Below are 19,943 nucleotides of genomic sequence, written 5' to 3'. Positions count from 1 at the left end.
AAGGGAAGCATTGCATGAATGATCTATTGGTAGCAGCTGGCTATGTCCTGCCTGCGGACGTTGCCGTGTGGCGCCGCGAGGGTTATGACAGCATCGACTACAGCGATGGCGACAACTCCGAAGATGGACTCCTGGCGACGTTGCGCGCCGCTGCCGACGTCAGCGTGTTCTCGGCCGAACTGGCAGTTGCCTGCGTTGATTGGCCGAGTCGTTATCACCTGTCCACGGAGCGGGCGAACCTGCTGCGGCCGTTCGCGCAGTATCTTCATCCGGGTGCGAGAGTTCTCGAAATCGGCGCCGGATGCGGTGCGATCACGCGCTACCTCGGCGAGAGCGGGGCGGACGTCCTGGCGCTCGAAGGCTCGTTGCGGCGTGCCAGCATTGCCCGTGAACGCACCCGCGAGTTGCGCAATGTTGCTGTGGTGGCCGAGCGTTTTCAGGACTTCGCTGTTGCCGAACGCTTCGACGTCGTGACCCTGATCGGCGTGCTGGAATACGCCAGTCTGTTCTCCGATGCACAGAATCCCGCGTTGCACATGCTGCAGGCCGCCAGGCAGTTGTTGGCGCCGGGTGGACGACTGATTCTGGCTATCGAGAATCAGCTGGGCCTGAAATATATGGCCGGCGTGCCGGAAGACCATCTGGGACATCCGATGGTCGGGCTTGAAAATCGCTATCAACCACGTGGCGCACGCACCTACGGACGCTCCGAGCTCGATGGACTGCTCCGCGAAGCCGGATATGGACGCAGCCGTTTTTCGGCGCCCTTGCCCGACTACAAGATGCCGGCAACGATCGTGACCGAGCGCGGCCTCTCTGCCGATCCGTCGCTGTTCGATGCCGGTGCGCTGGCGGCGCAGGCGGTTCGTCGCGATCCTCAACTCACACCGACGACCTTCAATCTGCAGCGCGTCTGGCCGGTGGTCGCTTCCAACGGCTTGGCGCTGGATCTGGCCAACTCCTTCTTGGTCGAAGCTGTGGCCGAAGACGTGATGGCCGAACAAACGGAACTGGCTTACCACTACAGCACGCAACGGCTGGCTGCCTATGCCCGCGAAACGCTTTTTGTAGCGGAGCCAGATCAGTCGTTGCGGGTGCGCGCGCGCAGATTGTCCGATTCGCCTCCGGCAGAGAGCGGCGTCCGTCTGCATGTGCAAGGCGATTCCGACTACTTTCAGGGAGTCTTGCTGGTCGACGGAATCCGCGCGGCACTGGCCAAGCCTGGCTGGACCCGGAACGACATCGTCGCGGAAGCGCGGCGTTATTTGCATGCTTTGGCGCAGGTGCTCCACGACGACGGGCATGCCGTATCGCTGGACAGCGCCGGCAGCGTTCTGCCTGACGACTACCTCGACGCCACTCCATCGAATTTGTTGTGCACCGCCGATGGTCGGATCGTCTATTTCGATCGCGAGTGGGTCGTCGAGCGCCCAACGCTCGGCTGGCTGCTGCTGCGCTCGCTGCTGTTCACCTATGGCGGCAGTGTCGTGGCCACGATGGCAGAAGGCGAGCCGATCAACCTACGGACTCTGTTGCTGGACGTGTTGGCTGGCGTGTTCGCTTCGGCGGCGGATGGCAATTTTGATCTCTGGCTTGACCGCGAATTGGCATTTCAGCGGCAGGTCACGGGCAAGGACCAGCGCAAAGCGATCGAGGCCATGCTGGATGCATCCGTGCCGCGCACGGCGGGGTTTGGGCCGGCCGGCGCCGGCAGGCACCTGGAGATCGCCGACGGGTTCGCGTCGCTGCAACATTCGCTCAACCTGGCGGGCCAGCACGGCGTGAATATGTACGCGTCCATTGAGCAACTGCATGCCGCTCTTGGGAGCGGCCTTGCCTATATGCAGCCGACGTTGCAGCGGATCGAGGCCCTCGTCCAGCAATTGGCCGAAGGGCAGGGCGCGTTGCACGACCGGCTCGTTGCCACCGACGACCGTCTGGTTGACTCGATCCAGCACTGGGGGACTCAGCAGAGCGAACTAACCGATAGGCTCGGCGGCGCGATTGAGAAGCTTGATTCGTCCGCAGTGCTGCCTGCACTGGAAGCCAAGCTGGATGCAATGGCCGAGATTCAGAACCAGCAGATGGCCATGCTTGTGAAGCTACAAGGGCGCAGATGGTGGAAGCTGCGGTGACGGTGCCGGCTGCGAGCCAACGACTGCCGACACGAATGCGCCTGGATGTGACGCCGTTGGCCAATCTTGCCTGCATCGTCTCTGGCGGCATTCCAATCTGGGAATCTGTCGGGTCCGACCCGCAGTTCGCCTTGACCCATTCGGCATTGCCCCTTGCCGCCGGCTGGTACAGGCTGCGTGGCAGCTTGCGCGAATTGGACGGTCACTTGTCCGATCCCTGCCTCTATCCCGACTATGGCAGCGGGATCGCCGAAGACACCCGCATCGATCTCGCTCTGGCTGTAGGTCGTGGCATGTTGGATGCTGTGGTGCATTTTTCCGATCCCTTGCAGGCGCTACGGTTCGACCCGACAGGCGCATATGCCAGGTTTGAGCTGGGGCCGCTTGAAATCTACCGGTTGAGTGAACGCGAAGCGTTCTGGTTGTTGTTGCGTAACGGGATTGGTGAGCGTTTACGCGATACGCCACAGGAGGCGCTGGAGTTGGCCGATGGTGCGCGGGCGCAATGGCGCGAGCAGGGCGCAAGCGCGTCGCTGCAGGCGCTGCTCCACACCGAGCGTGAGGATGCCAGGGCGCGCGATGCCGGCTACGCGACCTGGGCGCAGCGCGAGGACCGGTGGTTGGCGGGGCTGGTGTCGTCAGCACACAACGACACATCGGTGCAGGCTCGCGTTCTTTCGTTGATCTTCCACGACCAAGAGGAAGCGGATTTCTCCGCATGCCTTGAAGCGCTTGCATGCTTGGCGGGTCAGGCCGTCGAGATCGTGGCCGATGCCCGGCAAATCGGCGAATGGCCCAAGGACCGTGCGATGCCGTCGCTGCGGATGGTGGATGCCTCCGCATCGCTGGGCGCTCGTCTGCGTATGGCTCAAGCGAACTTTGTCGCTGTGCTTGCGGCGGACGATCGCATCCATCCAATGACCGTCAAGGTCCTGACCATGGCGGCCTGCTCGTTCCCCGCAGCTTCCGTGCTCTACAGCGACGAAGATAGGGTGCAGGAACAGGGGGGGCGATTCGCGCCGCTGTTCAAGCCGGTTTGGGATCGTTTGCGCTGGTACGAACAGGATTATCTGGGGCGCAGTGCGTTCGTGCGCAGGCAAGAGATCGAGGACGGCCTGCTCGAGGGCCTGGATCCGGAAGTGCCGTGGTTCTCGCTGCTGTCTGCATTGATTCACGAGCGCGGTGTCATCCCGCTGCACTTGCCGCATGTGCTGCGCCACGTGAGCGGCGACGTCGGCCCCATCTATGCGCCATTTGCGCGTCACGAGGTGAACGCGGCGGCGCGTGCGCGCGTGCTTGGGCGGGCATTGCGCACACAGGGCGCGGAGGTCGAGGTCTTCGGACGGCAGCGCCTGCGCGTGCGGTATGGGTTGGGCGCAGAGCCAGAGGTCGAGATCATCATCCCGACGCGCGACCGCATCGATCTTCTTGAACGGTGCATTGGCACTCTTCTCGCCACGACAGCGTATTCGCGCTATCGCATCACCGTGGTGGATAACGGTTCCATCGAAGCGCAGTCGCATGCCTATTTCAACGCGATCAGCCAAGACGCTCGGGTTCGGATACTGCGCTACGATCGCCCGTTCAACTATTCTGCGATCAACAACTATGCGGTGGCGCAGTGCGCTGCCCAGATCGTGGTTTTGCTCAACAATGATATCGAGATCACCGATGCGGGCTGGTTGCAGGAACTGGTGCGGCTGGCTTTACGTCCGGGGGCGGGGGCAATTGGTGCGAAGCTGTTCTATCCGGACGGCTCGTTGCAACACGCAGGCGTCGTGCTGGGCATCGGTGGCGTTGCTGCGCATGCCTTTGCCCATGCGCCGCACGATTTTGCCGGCGAATACGGGCGCGCTCTTGTGGTGCAGCACTATTCGGCGGTCACCGCCGCCTGTCTGGCGGTGACGCGTGCGGCCTATGTCGCCGTTGGAGGCCTGGATGAATCGATCGCGGTGGCCTTCAACGACGTCGATTTCTGCTTGCGGCTACGTGCGCACGGTTACGAAAACGCGTGGACGCCGCATGCCCAGGCCTATCATCACGAATCGGCTAGCCGGGGCATTGAAGATGATCCACAGAAGCAGGCGCGGTTCGCAGGCGAGGTCGCCACGATGCTGGGGCGTTGGCAGCAGGTGCTCGCTGCCGACCCGGCCTACAGCCCGTGCCTGTCGCTTGATGGCCCCGCTTTCTCGCTAGATCCGGACCGCCATGCGGAAACGCTAGCACGGGATTTACAGCCCGTTTATCCTTTAGAATACCTACCCCCGGTGACCCGAGGGACCTTCCCCGAGGGCTAGATGTCCGAAACAATTGCACTTAGCGTTATTCCCCTGCAGCAGATTGCGCCGCTGGCCTCGACATTCCCGACCACGGCAGCGCACGACGCAAGGTGGCGCGCCTCTGGCAGCGATCCTCAGGTGCAATTGCGTTGGGAAGGCGAGTCTCTGCCTGGGGGCTGGTATCTGCTCAGCGGGGAACTGTCTATCTATCGCGGGCGCATGTTCGCGCCGGTGCTGTATCCGTCCTATCGTGTCAGACACAGCGGTGAGGCCGAGCGCATCGATCTTCCCCTGGATATACCCAGCGGCAAGACGTGCCGGTTCGAGATCGTAATCCGTCTGGTGGAGTCGACCACACGCATCCGTTTCGATCCATCGGTCGCGCCGATGGATTTCAGTCATTCCACCTTGCAGTTGCAGCGCATCGAGCGCGGCGAAGCCATGCGGCGTTTATTCAGTGCATCGTTTGCCCGCCGCGAAAGTAGCGTGAGCAAGCTCCGGCTATTGGCGCGAACGGCGATCGATGTGTTGACCAAGGGCGTTCGCAGGATGGCCGACCGCCTCTATCACGAGTATTCGGCTCGCATGTGTTCGGGGTCGTTCTCCGATTACGAGGTGTGGCAGGAGTTCTATGATTGCCGCGACGCTGCATGGAAGGAGGCCGCAGACGCCGAGCTCGCGTCACTGACGCGCAGGCCGCTGGTCTCGGTCATCGTGCCGACGTACAACACCCCCGAACGTTGGTTGCGGCGTTGCATCGAAAGCGTGCGTGAGCAGGTGTACCCGGATTGGGAGTTGTGCATCGCCGACGATGCCTCTACCGATCCTGTGGTGATGCAGGTGCTTGCCGAATATGCCGAACTCGACCATCGCGTGCGGTTCCAGCGACGGGAGCAGAATGGACACATTTCTGCGGCGTCGAACACAGCCCTGCAGATGGCCAGGGGCGAGTTCGTGGCATTGCTCGACCACGACGACGAACTGCATCCCCTGGCCCTGCTCAAGAGCGTTCACGCGTTCGAACAAAATCCCCAGTGGCAGATGCTGTTTACCGACGAAGACAAGATCGACATCGAGGGGAAGCGTTCGGATCCCTACTTCAAGTCGGACTGGAATCCCGATCTGTTCTTGTCGCAGAACTGCGTCTGCCACCTGACTGTCTATCGTGCCGAAGCGGTGCATGCGGTCGGTGGTTTCCTCGAGGGATTCGAGGGCGCGCAGGATTGGGACCTGACCTTGCGGGTCGCCGAGAGGCTGCCTCACGATGCGATCGGCCATCTTCCGCTGGTGCTGTATCACTGGCGCATGATCATCGGCTCCACCGCAATGGCGCCGGGTGAAAAGTCGTATGCACACCTTGCCGCGCTACGCGCGGTACAGGCGCATCTGGACCGCGCCGGCAACGGCGCGAAAGTACTGGAGATGCCGACCTATAGCGGTTATTTCCGCATTTCGTATCCGCTGCCCGAGCCAGCACCGCTGGTCAGTCTGCTGATTCCCACCCGCGATCGCATCGATCTGCTCAAGCAGTGTATCGATTCGATCCTGGAACGTACCGACTATCCCAACTACGAGATCGTGGTCATCGACAACGACTCACAAGAAGAGGCGTCCAGGGAGTATTTCGCACAGGTCCAGCAGGATCCGCGCGTACGCGTGTTGCCGTATCCGCATCCGTTCAACTATTCGGCGATCAACAACGCCGGCGCGCGCGTTGCGCGCGGGACCGTTCTGGGCCTGCTCAACAACGATATCGAAGTCATCAGTCGCGACTGGTTGGACGAGATGGTCGGGCACGCGCTGCGTCCTGAGATCGGCGTGGTCGGAGCCATGTTGTACTACCCGAACAACACGATCCAGCACGCCGGCGTGATCCTCGGCATCGGTGGCGTGGCCGGGCACTGCTATGTCGGCATGGCGCGTGGCTGGCCGGGCGACAAACACCGCGGTGGCTTGGCGCAGAGTCTGAGCGCGGTGACCGCAGCCTGTGCGATCGTGCGCCGTTCGGTATTCGAGCAGGTCGGCGGCCTGGACGAGCAGCTGGAAGTGGCCTTCAACGACGTCGACTTCTGCCTGCGCGTGCGCGAGGCGGGTTATCGCAACCTGTGGACCCCGTTCGCCGAGCTGTATCACCACGAATCGGCGTCGCGTGGCTATGAGACCACCCCGGAGAAGATCACCCGCTTCAAGCGCGAGGAGAGCTTCATGAAGGCGCGTTGGGGCAAGGCGTTGCAGCAGGATCCTTACTACAACGTCAATCTCACGGTGGAATCCACGCCGTTCACGCTGGCCTATCCGCCGCGCCTTTGGGAGCCGCAATCCTCGGGTCGAGCGCTTGCATGAGCACGCGCCATTGCGCCGTGAGCGTCGGGATCAGTAACCGCCTGCATTGGGTTGCGCTGGCGCTCGGCACACTGCTTGCCGGGTGCTCTAGGCAGCCGCCGATTTCAGGCGAAGGCATCGCTGCGGCGACCGAGCCGGCGTTCGCGCCGTATGCGGTGCCGGTTTCTGACTTGCCTGCTGGTGGGCGCTGCAGCCTGGATGCGGTCGACGGCAATCCGGCACAGCAGGCCCGCGTCAGGCCGCGCAGCTGGGTTACGTTCGGCGGCTGGATGGCCGATGCGGCCGATACGGTGCCTGACGGGGCGACCCTCGTGCTGAACTCCGCTGCGGCGTCGTATGCGGTTCCCATCGTCGCTGGCGGAGAACGGCCGGACGTCGCCCAGGCGTTCAGCAAGCCGGCGTTGCTGCGATCGGGTTACAACCAGCGGGCATGGTTGCCGGCCATCCATCCCGGGAGCTATCGCGTCTTCCTGGTCTACGGACGCGACAACGCCATGTCGGCATGCGCAGTGGGAACGATCGTCGCTGGCACGCCTTGAGCGCGGTTTTCAGCGGCGTACCTGCTGGCGGGCGCTAGCCGCCCCTAGTGCAGGTCGTTCGGCGAGGTGAAGCTGTCCAGCGGCCTGGGCCGGTCGCTGCCGGAAAGCGCCTGCAGTAGATACGGATCTTGCAGCAGCTGGTGTAGCCGCTGCGAATTGGGATAAGGCAGCGGCAACTGCCCGCTTTCGAAGGTGACGTCATCCTTGGAGGCGACGTAGTACAGCACGCCTTGCGCCTGCGCCTGCGAGGCTTCGTGGCGCGCGCGCAGCGCTTCCATATCGACGTGGAATCGCTCTGCCCAGCCACCGAACAAGGTGAGCATAAAAAGTGCTGCAACCGCATAAGCGCCGCGCTGGAGTAGTGCAGGAAAGGTATGACGGAGTTGCACCAGGCGGATGGCGAACCAGGCATTTGCAAACAACCCCGGAATGAGAATCTCCGTATAGCGCGGGGACAGCTCCACCAGGTCGTGTCCGCGGCCGTAGGCGATGGCGGCGGCCTGTAGTCCGCCCCAGGCCAGCAAGCCGGCCATCGTAATGTCCGACTTGCCGGCTGGTCGCGCATAGAGCGTCAATCCCAGGCCGAGCACCCCTGGAAGCCAAACTAGCAGTGCAGGCACGTGCATGCCGCGTACCGGCCAGCTCAACACGCGGGTCAGTCCGCCGAGCAGCTCGAGCGCGGATTGCGCGCGCATCACGGCATGCTCGGGAATGATCGGCATACTTTTGTACGCCAGCACGGCGATTGCCATCAGCAAGCAAATGGCCAGGACGGACGGCCACCTGCGCCCGGGCAGTAGCCAGGCGGCCAGCGTATAGGTGAGCGCCGCTGCGACCGGCGTCAGCAGGCCCGATGCCATCGTGAGCACGCTGAGCACGGAGAGCACGACAACGCCGCCGATGGCGATGATATTATCGTGCATCGATGCGGCGAGCGAGACAGCCAGGACGGCAAACAGGATCAGGAAGTAGAACTGACTCTGGAAGCCGACCAGGAAGTTCTCCCAAGAGTAGGGCAGAACCGCCGCGCAGATCGCCACCGCGATCAACAAAAAGCGTGAGCGCAGCGAGGGGCCGATGCGCATGCCGTGCCAGACCAGAATGGCTGGAATCATTGCGTAGATCGCCGCGCTGATCCTGGCCTCGTAGATGTTGTTCCACTGCCCGGTTGCGAGGTAGCTCGCCAGCGTCACCAACTTGGTCGGCAGAATCCGATGTTCGTTGTGCGCATGCAACAGCTCAGCCCAACCTAGCGAGCCCGACAGCAGCGGTTTGAGCAGATGGTCGCCTTCCGCGTCCCATTGATCCCAGAACGGCATGCTGACGGCAAAGTAGTGGATGTAAAGCAGGCGTGCGACGAGTGCGATCAGGCCCACTGCCACAGCGATCAACCAGGCCGGATAGGGCCGGCTATGGGCAGGGCTGTGGCCTGCATGGTGCATGGCGACAGCGTTCATGCCGGTCGCTCTTTGAAGGTCAGTGCCTTGTGGCCGAAGTAGCTGGTGAAGACGGGTACCGCGACGCCGATCGCGTGCGCCAGCGTTTCAGGATGAAAGCGCATGCCCATCGCGGGGAAAATCCAGCGTGCAAAGATCAAGCTGCAGGCGAGCGTCTGCAGCACAGCAGCGATATTGATCAGCGTGAACCAGATGGCCTGATGCCTCAGTCCGGTGCTGGCTGCCTCGAAGACGAACATGCGGTTGAGCACAAACGCGGTGAGCATGCCGATGAGGTAGGCCACCACGATCGACCCTGTGTACGGCATGACATGGCCAAGCAGGATGCGAGAGCCGAAGTTGGCGGCGGCAGCGGTTCCTCCTGCCAGCAGGAACTTGACGAACTTGCGCGATGTCATGCGCGAAGCACGGCTTCTGCCAGGCGGTCCGCTGCTTGCAGGCTCTCGGAGATCGAACGGTCCTCGGGATAGTAATAGGCAGTGTCGGCCATGAAAAACCCGTTCAGTGGAGTCCGCATCGCCGGGAGGCGATCCTGGAATCCTGGCGGACAAATGGTCTGCGCGAATTCATAGCGATGGCAGTGGGTTGCCAGAACCCAGTCGCGCTGGAATGACGGATTCAGCTTCGGCAGATAGCCAAGCACCTCTTCGATCAGCGCTTCGTTGCTCATGCTCCATTTCGGATGGGTCTTTGGCATGTAGAACGGGGCGTACAGGATCTTCTGCCCCGGCGGCGTGGTGGGATTGAGGTTGCTGTATTCGATTACGCCCGGAATTGCGATGTTGGGGTCGCTGATGTTCATCCAGAAATTTTCGCTGACCGCCTGCTTCAGTTTCAGGATGACGCAGGCGACCGGAATATTTTCGATGGCGCGGATCTGGGCGCTGAAATCGGGCGGCAGGCCAGGCACCATCGCCGGCACGTATTGGATGGGGGCCGTCGAGACCACGCCGTCGTAGGCCAGGAACTGGCCGCCGACGCGGACGCCGCTGACGTTGCCGTTTTCACTGACGACTTCATCGATGCCCTGCGACAGCACAATGCGACCGCCGCGGGAGGTGATGTCTGCGGCCATCTTGTCCAGCAGGGTCATCGAGCCGCCATCCAGGTAGCCCAGGCTTTCGTGCATGAGGCTGCGCCGCGACAATGCGATGCGCTTGATGCGCGTACCGATCCAGCTGGCGGACAGATTGTCCTTGTATTCGAAGAATTTCAGCCGGAATGCATCCTTCCACATCACGTCGTACGCTTTGTCGCCGATCCACTTGCGGATCCACGTGGTCGCATTGACCTTGTCCAGCGCCGTCCAGTCCTTGATGCCTTTGGTATACATGACGTGCAAGGCGTAGCGGAGCTTGCTGATCGGTCCAAGATGCGGGAAGCCGAGCAATGCGAACGGCGTTCCCCACTTGTAGAGCTTTCCGTTGTAGAAATAGCCCATCTTGGTATCGGTCCAGTGCAGCTTCTCGGACAGGCCGTAACGGTCCAGCAGGGCAAACAGCGGATCGTCGGTCTTGCAGATGAAGTGATAGTAGCGCTCGATGGGAAGGCCATCGAAATCGAAGGTGGCGGACATGCCTCCGATGCGGTCGTCGCGTTCGTAGATATCCACGCTGTGGCCAGCATCGAGGAGCCGAACGGCCGCCATGAGGCCCATGGGGCCGGCGCCGACGATCGCGTAGTTCTTCTTAGAGGTCATGTCATTGGCTTCAGTAGAGGGTCGCCGGCGCCAGAGTCAGTGGGTGGCGCGGCAGGCAGGAGACAAGTTTAGCGTGTCATCGCCGTGGGTGATGCGGTGGCGGGGCGCGTTGGGTCCGCGGGGCTAGAGATGCCAGATGGAGCGCGCCCGGCGTAAAAGGCCAGGATCAGCGGCGTGGCTGCTCTCAGTCCGAACAGGAACCAGCCGTCCCACGCCGTGGTCACCGGACGCAATCCTGGAGTCGGCAAGACCCTGAAACGGGCTATCGACGTCGACTCAAGCGCGAACAGCGGCCCTCCAATGATGGCATCAACACCGACGACGCTCGTCGTCCATCGTTTCCGGTGAAGCCAGCCAGCAGGCGGCGAGCAAGCCAACGGTCAGTGCCAGCGTGGCGCCGAGATGGATTGCAGAGGACACTCCGTCGAGGGGCCTGTCGAATGCATAGGCAAGTGCAGCGACCGCGACGTTGAGCGCGACGACGGTATATAGCGCTGGCGGAAAGCATTGAGCCAGCATGAGCAGGATCACCAGCATGCTCATCAGGAAGCTGAAGTAGGCGCCCTGATGGATGACCGTCTGCCCAGGCTCGTAGATCACCAGGATCCAGAACAGGAACGACAGGGCGGCGGCGAGCGCCAGGTCGGAGGGAAACCGCACCGGGCGCAGGTTGCGGCGTTTGGCGAACGCATAGACGACACAGGGCAGCAGCCACAGCGGCGACGCGAACCACATCGAATACGCGCCGTAGAAAAAGCTGTTCTCGACGACGGTGGCGATCGTAGCCGGGCTGCGATTCCAGAACAATGCCGCTGCGTCGCCAAAAAAGCTGAAGCTACCGTGCATCAGGCTGTTTAGATTGGAGGCGCGCCCAGCGAGCCATTGTCCGAGTCCAAGATCGGCATAGGCCGCACGCAGAACGTGCAGGAACGAATCCTGAGTGACCGGGATGTGCCCGGCGAAATGCCATTTCAAAAGTCTGTCGCCTGGCGGGTCGATGAGGCGCTGGTAGGCGACCCACGGCAGGTAGGCCGCCACGGCAAGAGCGCCTGTCTTGATCAGCACTGGCAATGCTTGTCCGCGCTTCAGTAGCAGGAAGGCGGCCGTGGATCCGACCAGGGCGAACAGCGCTCCGCCATGCGACAGCATGGCCAAGGCTGCCGCAAGCCCGGCCATCGCCCAGCGCGCCGGCCTGGCGATGCTGGCCGGTCCGAACAGGGCGATATGGAAGATGGCGCAAAACGTCGCCGCGAAGAGCTTGGGCCATACGAACAGGCCGTTGAGCAGCACCAGCGGGGAAAGTGCGAGCGCGAACACGATCGCGGCCCGTTGCGAACGCTGCGGCAGCGTGCCAGCCAGGACGAGCAGCGGCACGACGACCAGTGCCTGTGCCCAGGTCGACAGGGCTTGATAGATCAAGCCGCCTTTCGGTAGCCAGGTGTGAGAGAAAAGCAGGTACAGGCCCGATTGCAGCGGCGGCCGATCGCTGCTCAGCCAGTCTCCGATCATCGGCACGTCCAGGCGGCCGCCTTGGACCATATTGGCGAAGACAAGGGGCAGCCACGAATCCATCGGCAGATTCCGCCAACGATTGGCGGCGATCTGCCAGTCCTGCCCGTCCCATGAAAACGGATAGAGGCCGATCCAGAGAATCAGCAATGCCAGCAGGAACGAGGGAAAGAAGAAGCGGTGCAGTGCGGCGACCTCGGCCATCGGCGCCGGCACCCGGCGCAGCCGCAGCCGCAGCGGCAACGCAAGCAGCGGCAGCGCGGCAGCGCCGTAGGCGATGATTCCGCCGAGGAGGGGAGATGCGATGTAGCCCGCAATGACGCACCCGGATGCCGCACCGAGTGCCAGGACCGCGCACAGCACGCGCGCCGGCACCGTCCATGTTCGGGGCAGCAGCCAGCCGGCGAGGATCAGCCACAGGTGCGCGGTCAGGATCGCCAATGCCATCGGCAGCGCGTGGGCAGGCAGGGTTGTGGACAGGCCGGCACGATCGAAGCCCATGCCTGCCCAGCCGAATGTGCCGGTCGCGTCGTCGACGAGCCGAAGGTAGAACGCGTGCGCCTGGGCCGCCTCGGGCAACTGGAAGGTGACCGGCTTCCAGCTCTCCCCGATCTTGTCCGCCTTCAATGCCGAAGTGAAACTGCCGTCGGTGGCAACCGCCAGGATGCGGACGCCCTCGGTATCGGGATATCCCGCCATCATCACGGTGACGCGCCGTGTCCCGGCGGGGTATGCCGTTGTCCTGATTTCGCCAGTGGAAGCGTCGCCCTGGTCGCAGTAGGTGATACGCCCGTCGATGCTCGGCGCCTGCTTGAGATAGGGAGACTGCTTCGGCGGGCAGCCACCTTCCTGCAAGAGGCCCGGGCGTGGCGATTGCTGGCAGGCGAGCAGCAACATGCTCAGGACGGCAACGGCATGCCACTTACGAAATAGGCGGAACATAGACTTTTCTTCGAAAAAGAAGGGAGCAAGCGCTCTGGCAAGGGGCGCGCGGATGCCATCGCACAGCGTGCGAAGCATTGGTTTTCCCGGCGGCATTTGGAGGCGGAGCCGGCATGCATCCGCCAAAAATAAATATACAGTCAATGAAAGTAACGTTGTACGCAGCGCGCCCCCGTGCGTGTATTGGCACATGCTCCCATGCAAGCGCCACTCAACTCGGTGTCGCTTCCTGCCCACTGTCCCCGCCTGCGCAGCGACCATCGTGGAAATGGCGCATGCGCGTATTCCGGTTTCCCGGTGGGACAGGCGTTATTCCTTCGTGGTGATGGTGGCTTCCCAGCCCTCCGGATTGAACTTGATGGTATGCGAGCCCGGTTGGTCGAGTTTGCGCAGTTCTGCGGCGGGTCCGTAGTCGATAAAGCGTGGCCGCAACATGTGGTCCTTGTTCAACAGGCAGATAAACAGCAGCAATAGCAGCGTGCAGTTGGCGCCTTGCCGTTCGCTGCCAAACAGGTCTTTCAGGCAGATGAAGACGGTCCACCAGAACACGATCTTCAACGCGAAGAAATAGCGGTCGCCGTGAAGCAGCGACAGCATCGGCTCGACGGTGAACTTGTGGGCTGCGGCGAAGACTTCGAGGATGGCGAAAGCCAGGGCGAGAAACACGCCAATACGGGCCGCCGGGAAGAGTTTGCTGAAAAACAGGATGTATGCGCCAACTGCGGTGTAACCGATCGGCCAGTACACCGGGCGAAGCGGGTTATAACCCAGGATATGCAATGGCGCCGCTTGCCCGAGCGAGCCGACGATCAGGTGGGCGAGGGATGTGGTCTGGGGATGGCTGGGCGCCGATGTGTACACGAATGACAATTGGATCACCGCACACGCCGCCACGATCGCCCATGCAGTGAAGTCGCGCTGTTCGAAGTATGCGGTAGCAATGGCGAGCAGATTCGAGCGCTTGGTGACGCGCAGGACGAGAAAGCCAAAGAAGCTCAGCGCCATCAGCGCAATGCAGATGATCGAAAAAGGGCCAGTCAACGCGGCGACGGCAAGGACTCCCCTGAGCGCGTGTCCGGTAATCGGATGGCTGGCTTTCGGGGCGATGAAGCAGTAAGTGATCAGGGGAAACTGCAGGAACCATTGGATGTTGGTGATCGTGCCGAACACTTCCCCATTCGTGGGAGTGAGCAAGAACGCGCCCAGGACCAGATACGGCGGAATCAACGGGCGCAGGTTCTTTGCGCAGATGAAAATCGATCCGGCGGCAATCGCGATCGCGCCGCCGTTGTAGATAAGTGGTGTGTATGCCGCGCTGACGAAAGAAGCCACCCATGCCACCAACCGCGGCGCGGCGTGCAGATAGCCTGCGTACGGCCTGAACAGCAGCAGGCCCTGCTGCTCCATCTGGTCTTTCAGGAAGAGAACGGCGTCTTCCGCCCACAACTGAGGATGCGCCAGGGCATCATTGGCTTTCAGGCAGACCAGGGCAAAGGCCAGGAAGAAGAGGCCGAGGTCGTATCTCCTCAGCCCGATCCTGTAGTCGCTGCGCGCGTTCATCGACGTTGGGCTCTTCAACGCTGCAGCACGATGCGGCTATACCGAGGATCGGTGTAACTCTCCCGGATCGCGTCTTCGAACGGCGTCTGGCGTACGCCGAATACCGCTTCGGTGTCGATACCCTTGAAGTCGTCGCCCGCGCTGAGCGCCTTGAGCTGGTCGGCGGTGAACGGCGGCTTGGAGCTGAAGAGCGAATACACCCGCAGCAGGAAGGCAAAGAACCCGATCGGGATGTGCACGATCAGGGTATGCAGCTTCTTGACCCGCTTGATCGTCTTGATGATGTCGACGTAGTCCACCCGGGTGTCGCCGACGATGTCGTAGACCTCGCCGTCGGGCTCGCGTTCGATGCACTTGGCGATGCAGCGGCAGAAGTCGCGCTCGTACAGCGGTTGGCGCATGAACTTGCCGTCGCCGGGAATCGGAAATACTGGCGTCTTGGCCATGAAACGCGACAGCCAGCCCAGGTGCTTGGGGTCGAACCAGCCGAACATCAGGGTCGGGCGTAGCACGCAGTGGCGCAGTCCGCTGGCGACCACCATCTCCTCCTGCGCGCGTTTGGTCTTGGTGTAGTCGTCCTTGGCCACCGAGTTCACCACCGAGGAACTGATGTGGACCAGGTACGGAATGTTGGCCGCGTGACAGGCGTCGAGCACGTGCGAAGTGGCCACCAGATTGTTGCGGGTAAACAGCTCGGTGGTCTTGCCGGTGATCTGCGCGTGCAGCTGGGCGACGCAGGCGGCGCCCTCGAACTCGCGCGCCCAGTCGCCGGGCTCGGCCAGATCCGCGTGCACCACGCGCACCGCCGGGTGCAGCTCGCGCAGTATCTGCAGGTTATGGGCGTGTTTGTCGATTGCCACCAGCTGGGTGTAACCCTGCTGTTCAAGCTCGACGATCAGGTTCTGTCCAACCAGTCCCGCGGCACCGGTGATGACGATCTTGGCGTGTTTGTCGGTCATGTCAGAGCTTGATCTTGCGGAAAATGAATTCGGGAATGGATTTGATGACGAACATGATGGCCCACCAAAAGCCCGGCAGGTAGGCCACGGCGCGGCGGCCATCGACGGCGCGCACAATGCCCTTGGCGATCTGGTCTGGCTTGGCCCACAACGCGCCCTTCTTGAAGGCGGCGGTCATCGGCGTATCAACGAAACCGGGTTTGATCGTGAGTACATTGATCCCGGCCGGGCGCAGGTGCTGGCCGAGTCCGCTCAGATAAGTACTCACCGCAGCTTTCGCACTGCCATAAAGATAGTTGCTGGCGCGGCCGCGGTCTCCGGCGACCGATGAAATCACCGCAAGCGTGGCGCCCGAGGTCAAGCGCGGCACGATTGCCGCGCACAACGCGATCGTGGACGTGCCATTGGTCGCAAACTCGCGTAGCGACAGTTCGACCGATGCGTTGCAGGCTGCCTGATCGGGCAACGTGCCATGTGCGATCAGCACGACATCAACGCCACCAAGTGCTGCCCAGGCGGCGTCCAGTATTTCGCCATGACGTGCGCTGTCGTTGACGTCGAGGACGCCGATGCTGCTCTTGGCGCCGCGTGTGGTCAGGTCCGCCGCGATGGTCTCCAGGCGGGCTGCCTGTCGGCCAAGCAGGTGGATGGCCGCCCCGCGTGCGGCATAGCGTCGGGCGGTTGCTTCGGCGATGGCCGAGGTGGCCCCGATGATGAGGACGCGTTGCATGTCTACTCCGTGACCCGGCGCCAGAAGCCGGAAGAAAAACGTGGATCGAGATAACGCCTGAATTCGCGCCAGCGGCCATAGGCGCGCTGAAACGAATGCGCAGCCATACGGGCGTCCTTGGCAGGGTACAGAGCACCGCCGGCCTCGTCGACGACGCGGTCAAGGCGTTCAAGCAGGCTGAACACCTCGGGACCGGTATTGGGGAAATCCAGTGCCAGCGTGGTGCCCGGCCTGGGAAACGACAGCATGCCCAGCGACGGTGCGTTGCCGAACTCCTTCAGCACTGCCAGGAACGAGCCGCTACCACTGCGTGCGATTTCACCCAGTAACGCGTCGACGCCATCACGGGAGGCGTTCGGCGGCAGCACACACTGGTATTGCAGGAAGCCGGCGGGTCCGTACATGCGGTTCCAGTCGCGGATGCCGTCCAGCGGATAGAAGAACGGCAGCAGATGACTGACAGCGCGCTTGCGCGGTGCGGGCTGGCGCCAGTAGTAGAGCGTGTTGAAGGGCCGCAGCGAGAGCTTGTTCACCAACGACATCGGCGGCGTGATCGGCATGGACAGGCCCTTGCCCGGGGATGTCGGCCGCTCCTGGGCAAGCCCGGTGCAATGATCGGCGCGGGTGAAATGCCCGCGGCCGCGCGCCTTGCCGCTGGCCAGGCAATCGATCCAGGCGACGCTGTATTCATGGCTGTCGGCCGATGCCGCCGACAACGCAAAGAACTCATCGAGCGAGCCGAAGCGGATGGTTTCCGTTTCCAGCGCCGGGCTGGCGACGCGGCGTAGTTGAATTTCGGCCCAGGTGATCAGGCCGGTCAGTCCCAGCCCTCCCACCGTGGCTGCGAACCAGCCATCGGCATCGTCCGGCGTGCAGAGGCGGCGCTCGCCATCGCTGCGCAGCAATTCGAATGCGCGCAGGTGGTGGCCGAAGCTGCCGGTACGGTGATGATTCTTGCCGTGCACGTCATTGGCGATCGCACCGGCGACGGTCACATAGCGTGTGCCCGGCGTGACCGGCAGAAACCAGCCCTGTGGCAGCACCAGCTCGATGATGTCGGCCAGGGTGACACCGGCTTCGCAACGCAGCACGCCAGTGGCCGGATCGAAGGCGATGAAGCGATCAAGCTCGCGCGCGCACAACAGTGCGCCATCCGGGTTCAGGCAACTGTCGCCATAACTGCGTCCATTGCCGCGAGGCAGGGCCTGGCCATCGAATGCCGGTAGAGGTGCGGCGCGATCGTAGACCGGTAGCAGTGTCTGGTGTGCTCTGGGATAGCGCCCCCAGGACTGCCCCGCGGCCATCAGATGGCGCTCAGGGCGAACAACCCGCACAGCACGACAACGATCTGGCTCACCCGGTCGGTGGCGGCGAACACGATCGGGTCATCGTGCATCTCTCCACGATGGGCGACGATCCAGACCCGGCTGACCCAGTACAGCAGCACCGGGCACACCAGCCACAGGAGCTTGGGATTGCGATAGAGCTCCACGCTCTCGGGACTGTTGATGTACAGCGCCATCACCATCACCGCGATGTAGCCGGCAGCCGCGCCCATCGACTGCAGCATCGAAAGATCCTCGACCGAGTACGCGCGCCCACTGGCCTTGGTCTTGCCGCTGCTCAACATGGCATGCAATTCGGTGTAGCGCTTGAGCAGCGCCAGCGACAAAAAGATGAAGATCGAAAATGCCAGCAGCCAGAACGACAGTTCGACGCCGATGGCCACCGCGCCGCCGATGATGCGCACGGTATACAGCGCTGCAAGCAACACCACATCGATCATCACGATGCGCTTCAAACGCAGCGAATACGCCAGGGTCATCACGTAATAGGCCAGCAGCACGAACGTGAATTCGACGCTGCAGGCCAATGAAAGCAGTAATCCGGCGATGGTGAGCGCGGGAGCGACAAGCAGGCCTTGCAACAAGGGAAGTCGGCCAGCGGCGAACGGCCGCTTGCGCTTGCGCGGATGCTGGCGGTCGGGGGTCAGGTCGAGCAGATCGTTGAGAACATACACGCCGGAGGCGCACAGCCCGAAGGCCACCAGTGCAATCGTGGATTGCACCACTGATTCCAGATCCAGGAAGCGGTGCGCGGTGAGCAGCGGGACGAACACCAACAGATTCTTCAACCATTGATGCAGCCGCAGGGCCTTGAGCCAGGCACCGCCGCGCGACGGAGCAGGCCAGTGCGCATGCACGGTCGTGCGTTGTGCGGCAGCCTTGGCCAGCGCGCTGCCGTTGTTGACGACCCAGGCGCCGCCGGCTTTGTCCCACACGTGCAGGTCCACGCTGCCGTTGCCGGCGTAATCGAAATTGCCCTGGCCAAACGTCTCAACCAGCACGTCTGCCTTGTTGCGGCCGGACAGATTGCGTTTGCCGTCGCTGGCGATCACCTGTTCGAACAGGCCGAGGTGCTCGGCGATGGGCTGGACCAACAGCGCGTCGGACGCGGTGCACAGCACCCGTGGGCGTTGTGTGGTGGTACGCAGTAGCTCCAGCACCTGCGGGTTGTAGGGCAGCGTCTCGGCGGGCAACGACACGCGCGACGCCAATTCGCGCTTCAGCGCCGCCTTGCCGCGCAACAGCCACAGCGGCAGCAGGAACACATACAGCGGGTTACGCGCCAGCAACGCGAGCACCGACTCATAGAGGATGTCCGAATTCAGAAGCGTGCCATCCAGATCCACGCACAAGGCGCGTCCCGAAACAACCGGACGAGTGGAACTGTTGGGAGGGACGGACATCGAAGACCTGGCGATCCATTGCGGGGCCGCGATTATACCTAGTCGATCAGCCCTGCTTGCTCTCGTGAGGCGAATTCGGCAATCGACATGGCCAATGCGCCGACAAGGATCGCGTACCAGAGCGTGACCAGGCGTGCAGCGACCGCGACGGCAATGGCATCTGCGGTGGGGATCCCGAGCCGATCGAGCATCAGCACGATGGCCAGTTCGGTGGTGCCGACGCCGCCGGGAACGAACGACAGCGCGCCGATCAGCATCGCCAACGGATAGATGCCGAACGCGACCAGTGGATCCAGCGGCAAGCCCATCCCTGCGCACAATCCGACGAAGACCGCCGATGTCAGCCCCCAGGCGATCGATCCTGCCAGCATGCTTTGCCCGAAGGCGCGCAGATCCAGGCAGCTCCGCAGTTCCAGCGCTGCCGCCAGACCGAAACGGAGCAGGCGCCGCAACCAACGACCAGGCACATGCCCGGTCAGGCGTGCACAGCGATCGAGCAGTGCGGGCCAGGCTGCTGCGCCGAACAACACGCAGACAAATCCCAGCACCACGGCAACCAGGGCGCCCAGGGTGGGGAACACCGGTGCGGCCAGCAGGGACAGCGACAGGATGACCAGCAGGTCGGACGCACGCTCGAACACGAAGACGCCCAGCGTGCGCTCGGCCGGAATACCCATGCGCGCAAAATAGCGAATCCGCAACAGTTCGCCGGCTTTTCCGGGCGTTGCGGTCAGGGCGAAGCCGGCCAGGTAGCCGGTCAGGCCGCGCACGACCGGTACGCGATGCCCCTTGCGACGCAGCAGCCAGCGCCAACGCCAGTAGCGGAACAGATAGGTGATGGACACCGGGACGACCGCGAGCGACATCAACTCCCAGACATCGCCGAGCCGCGAAAAGGTGCCGTTTCCATGATCCACCCACAGCAGGGTGGCGACGTACCCGGCGCACAACACCAGCACGAAGGCGGCCAGATAATCCAGGCGGTGCCGCATCTTGGCGGCACCGTTGACGCTGGGAGGCGAAGAAAAAGCCATTGCAGCCG

The 19,943-nt window shown here is 62.8% G+C and carries 14 protein-coding genes; 4 read left to right on the top strand and 10 right to left on the bottom strand.

The annotated features are described in order from the left end of the window. The first annotated feature begins 14 nt into the window (after positions 1-14). From GGR62_RS15860 to GGR62_RS15845, 4 genes are read left to right on the top strand one after another with little or no spacing between them, the layout of a single operon-like run. Entirely contained in the window at positions 15-2,135 is a 2,121-nt protein-coding gene (locus tag GGR62_RS15860) for a class I SAM-dependent methyltransferase (RefSeq protein WP_184408815.1), read from the top strand. After that, a complete protein-coding gene (locus tag GGR62_RS15855; protein WP_260306168.1) occupies positions 2,117-4,432 on the top strand; it encodes a glycosyltransferase family 2 protein in 2,316 nt (771 codons plus the stop codon). The genes GGR62_RS15860 and GGR62_RS15855 overlap by 19 nt, the downstream gene beginning before the upstream one ends. Next, complete coding sequence (locus tag GGR62_RS15850) at positions 4,433-6,757, top strand: glycosyltransferase family 2 protein (RefSeq protein ID WP_184408814.1); 2,325 nt, start codon at positions 4,433-4,435, stop codon at positions 6,755-6,757. Then, complete coding sequence (locus GGR62_RS15845) at positions 6,754-7,296, top strand: hypothetical protein (protein ID WP_184408813.1); 543 nt, start codon at positions 6,754-6,756, stop codon at positions 7,294-7,296. The genes GGR62_RS15850 and GGR62_RS15845 overlap by 4 nt, the downstream gene beginning before the upstream one ends. 44 nt (positions 7,297-7,340) lie before the next feature. On the opposite strand, the gene GGR62_RS15840 is transcribed toward GGR62_RS15845, so the two are convergent. The 10 genes from GGR62_RS15840 to GGR62_RS15785 all read right to left on the bottom strand — a co-directional run bounded on the left by GGR62_RS15840 (position 7,341) and on the right by GGR62_RS15785 (position 19,935). Continuing rightward, positions 7,341-8,753, bottom strand: a complete 1,413-nt coding sequence (locus GGR62_RS15840; protein WP_260306167.1) for a hypothetical protein — start codon at positions 8,751-8,753, stop codon at positions 7,341-7,343. Then, positions 8,750-9,151 (bottom strand): GtrA family protein, encoded by a 402-nt coding sequence (locus GGR62_RS15835; RefSeq protein WP_184408812.1) that lies wholly within the window; start codon positions 9,149-9,151, stop codon positions 8,750-8,752. Before GGR62_RS15835 ends, GGR62_RS15840 begins: the two co-directional genes overlap by 4 nt. Continuing rightward, a complete protein-coding gene (locus tag GGR62_RS15830; RefSeq protein ID WP_184408811.1) occupies positions 9,148-10,452 on the bottom strand; it encodes an NAD(P)/FAD-dependent oxidoreductase in 1,305 nt (434 codons plus the stop codon). Before GGR62_RS15830 ends, GGR62_RS15835 begins: the two co-directional genes overlap by 4 nt. 309 nt (positions 10,453-10,761) lie before the next feature. Further along, positions 10,762-12,981, bottom strand: a complete 2,220-nt coding sequence (locus GGR62_RS21305; RefSeq protein WP_260306166.1) for a hypothetical protein — start codon at positions 12,979-12,981, stop codon at positions 10,762-10,764. A 231-nt stretch (positions 12,982-13,212) separates the two neighbouring features. Then, positions 13,213-14,463: a hypothetical protein gene (locus GGR62_RS15815; protein WP_184408810.1), complete on the bottom strand. Its 1,251-nt coding sequence runs from the start codon at positions 14,461-14,463 to the stop codon at positions 13,213-13,215. A gap of 14 nt (positions 14,464-14,477) precedes the next feature. Beyond that, positions 14,478-15,422, bottom strand: a complete 945-nt coding sequence (locus tag GGR62_RS15810) for an NAD-dependent epimerase/dehydratase family protein (protein ID WP_184408809.1) — start codon at positions 15,420-15,422, stop codon at positions 14,478-14,480. A gap of 1 nt (position 15,423) precedes the next feature. Further along, on the bottom strand, positions 15,424-16,152 hold the full coding sequence (locus GGR62_RS15805; RefSeq protein ID WP_184408808.1) for an SDR family oxidoreductase: 729 nt from the start codon (positions 16,150-16,152) through the stop codon (positions 15,424-15,426). A gap of 2 nt (positions 16,153-16,154) precedes the next feature. After that, the gene (locus GGR62_RS20960; RefSeq protein ID WP_221229270.1) at positions 16,155-17,456 is read right to left on the bottom strand and encodes an FAD-binding oxidoreductase; all 1,302 of its coding nucleotides are present in this window, start codon (positions 17,454-17,456) and stop codon (positions 16,155-16,157) included. After that, positions 17,456-18,844, bottom strand: a complete 1,389-nt coding sequence (locus GGR62_RS15790) for a UbiA family prenyltransferase (RefSeq protein ID WP_184408843.1) — start codon at positions 18,842-18,844, stop codon at positions 17,456-17,458. The genes GGR62_RS20960 and GGR62_RS15790 overlap by 1 nt, the downstream gene beginning before the upstream one ends. Positions 18,845-18,939: 95 nt before the next feature. Beyond that, the gene (locus tag GGR62_RS15785) at positions 18,940-19,935 is read right to left on the bottom strand and encodes a lysylphosphatidylglycerol synthase transmembrane domain-containing protein (protein ID WP_184408807.1); all 996 of its coding nucleotides are present in this window, start codon (positions 19,933-19,935) and stop codon (positions 18,940-18,942) included. Positions 19,936-19,943 lie beyond the last annotated feature (8 nt).

The sequence above is a fragment of the Xanthomonas sp. 3075 genome (assembly GCF_014197275.1).
Lineage (GTDB): Bacteria > Pseudomonadota > Gammaproteobacteria > Xanthomonadales > Xanthomonadaceae > Xanthomonas > Xanthomonas campestris_B.
This window is presented reverse-complemented; position numbering and strand designations above follow the sequence as displayed.